The 2,627-nt window shown below is 69.0% G+C and carries 2 protein-coding genes; one reads left to right on the top strand and one right to left on the bottom strand.

Going from position 1 to position 2,627, the window contains the following annotated elements; translation table 11 throughout:
• Window positions 1–162 precede the first annotated feature (162 nt).
• Window positions 163–1,221: an endonuclease/exonuclease/phosphatase family protein gene (locus ACFRAC_RS36665; protein WP_382939708.1), complete on the bottom strand. Its 1,059-nt coding sequence runs from the start codon at window positions 1,219–1,221 to the stop codon at window positions 163–165.
• A 345-nt stretch (window positions 1,222–1,566) separates the two neighbouring features.
• Here ACFRAC_RS36665 and ACFRAC_RS36670 point away from each other — a divergent pair, with 345 nt between their 5' ends.
• Complete coding sequence (locus ACFRAC_RS36670) at window positions 1,567–2,508, top strand: IS701 family transposase (protein ID WP_382939712.1); 942 nt, start codon at window positions 1,567–1,569, stop codon at window positions 2,506–2,508.
• Window positions 2,509–2,627 lie beyond the last annotated feature (119 nt).

Raw genomic sequence — 2,627 nt, forward strand, 5'->3', positions numbered from 1 at the left:
AGTCCCGCTACACTCCCGCCACCCGGCGGAAAGACCTGGTCAGGCAGCGAAATCCTGCTGGAGTACTAATACTCCAGCCGTAGATCGTGATCTTGCTGGTGAGGTGAGCCGAAGCACGATAGGTGTCATATAGGCAGGCTTGTTGTCCGTGGGACCACTCCTTCAGAGCAGTGTGATCCGGGCGGCGACCGGTAGGTGGTCGCTACCGGTGGCGGGCAGGGTGCGGATGTGGGCGACGGTTGCTGAGCGAGCCATGACCTGGTCGATCCGGGCCAGCGGGAAGGCGGCAGGGAAGCTGAAGGCGAAGCCCCGCTGCGCCAAGCTCATCCGTGAGGTCAGCGGGGCCAGTCCGCGGTCGTCGACCGTGCCGTTGAGGTCGCCCAGCAAGATCACCGTTTCCAGCTGCTCGGCGGCGACGGCCTTGCCCAGCAGGCCGGCACTCTCGTCGCGCCAGGAGGATGCGAGGCCGCTCGCCCGGATGCGGACCGAGGGCAGGTGCGCGACGTACGCCGCGATGTCGCCGTGCGGCGTGTGGACCACGGTCCGCAGTCCGCGACTCCAGGGCCCCGTGATCCCCTGCGGTTTGATGTCTAGTAGCCGGGCATCGGTGAGCGGATGCTTCGACCACAGTCCGACAGTGCCCCGGACCGCGTGGTACGGGTAGTTCGGGGCGAGAGTCTTCTCGTAGACCGGCAGTGCCGGAGGCACCAGCTCCTCCAGCGCGATGAGATCGGGCCCGGCCTCGGCCAGGGCGCGGGCCGTGCCCGCCGGGTCGGTGTTCTCGTCGCTGACGTTGTGCTGCACCACGACCAGGTCGTGCGGGCCAGACTTCGCCCCGGGCAGGAACAGCCCGCCGAAGAGGTACGTCCAGGCCGCCACCGGCAGGAGCAGGGCCACCAGAGCGGTGGTTGAACGGCGCAGCAGGGTCAGACCGAGCAGTACCAGGACCACCAGGCCAAGCCACGGCAGGAACGCTTCCAGTAAACTGCCCGCGCGGCCCGCGGAGTTGGGAACCGCCCGGTGGAACGCCAGCAGCCCGGCCGTCAACACCGCGAACGCGGCGGGCACCCACCCCCGCGTCCAGACCCACCGGCGCCTGGCCTCCCCCTTTCCGCCCTCGCCCAGAACCCACTGCCCGGCCCGGCGCCGCGCCCGTCGGGGCACTGCTGCCCTCCCTGTCGACGTCACACCGCTGTCCTTCCACTCCACCTGGTTTCCCATCCGCTCGGCTCGTTGCCCAAGACGAGTCGCCAGGTGAATCAGTTTCCGCTTCCCCGTCAGCGCGTGCCGCGTCCTCCTCCCGCGCGGAGAGGACGAGCTACCCCCGCTGCGAGCTGAGGGTGACAAGCAGCGTGCTGATCCGGGGACAACCACCTTGCCTCGCCGCGACAGAACGGCGGAACGGCCGCTCTCGTGGGTGACAGCCGTCGTGCCTCGGCTCATGGGGTCGGCTGAGAGACGGGTACGGCCACCTTTGATCATCGGTGTGTGAAGACTGAAGATCATGCGGTGGCCGCGGGTAACAGCGTAGACCCTGCCCGCTGGCAGGAGGCGTTCGAGTTTCTGATGGGCCGGATAGCGGGCCGGTTCGCGCGGATGGAGCCACGGCGCCGGGTACGGAACTTGGTGCGGGGGCTGCTGTCGGACCTGCCGCGCAAGAACTGCTGGTCGATCGCCGAGTGGGCCGGGGAGGCGAGTCCGCACGGCATGCAGCACCTGCTCGGCCGGGCCCGGTGGGACGCCGACCGCGTGCGGGATGACGTGCGCGAGTACGTGCTGGAGCATCTGCACGACGAGGATGCGGTGCTGATGGTCGATGAGACCGGGGACGTGAAGAAGGGCACGCACACCGTCGGGGTGCAGCGCCAGTACACCGGCACCGCCGGCAGAATCGAAAACGCGCAGGTCGCCGTCTATCTCGTCTACGCCGGACGCCGCGGGCACGCGACCGTGGACCGTGAACTGTACCTTCCGCACCCGTGGACGTGCGACCCGGACCGCTGCCGGGCTGCCGGGCTCGGCGAGGACACCGCCTTCGCGACCGACCTGACCGAACCCCGGCCCGGCAGCCACCGGCTGCTGATCCGCCGCAACCGCACCACCGGTGAACTGGCCTGCTACCGCTGCTTCTCGCCGACCCCGGCGCCCCTGGCCACGCTGGTGCGCGTCGCCGGGTCGAGATGGCGGGTAGAGGAAACCTTTCAGGCCGGAAAGGGCCTGGCCGGACTGGACGAGCACCAGCTCCGCCGCTTCACCTCGTGGTCCCGTTGGGTGACCCTGGCCATGCTCGCCCACGCCTTCCTCGCCGTCGTCCGCGCCGACGAACATGCCCGCCATCTCGTCCCGGACGGGCTGGTCCCGTTCACCTGCAACGAGATCCAACGACTGTTCACGACGCTGGTCGTCCGGCCCGTGCACGACGTAGCCCACCGGCTCGCCTGGCGACGTCGCCACCAGGCCCGAGCCCAGGCCAGCCATTACCGCCGACAGGCCGCGAATCAGACATGAAGATCACGATCTACGGCTGGAGTACTAATACTCCAGCAGGATTTCGCTGCCTGACCAGGTCTTTCCGCCGGGTGGCGGGAGTGTAGCGGGACTTCGATCGTGCGGGGGCGGTCTCATGG

The organism is Streptomyces sp. NPDC056628 (assembly GCF_042792555.1).
Classification (GTDB): domain Bacteria; phylum Actinomycetota; class Actinomycetes; order Streptomycetales; family Streptomycetaceae; genus Streptomyces.

Excerpts from the sequence above, each read along its gene's own strand:
- ACFRAC_RS36665 (WP_382939708.1), bottom strand. The coding sequence starts at position 1,221 with ATGGGAAACCAGGTGGAGTGGAAGGACAGCGGTGTGACGTCGACAGGG.
- ACFRAC_RS36670 (WP_382939712.1), top strand. The coding sequence starts at position 1,567 with ATGGGCCGGATAGCGGGCCGGTTCGCGCGGATGGAGCCACGGCGCCGG.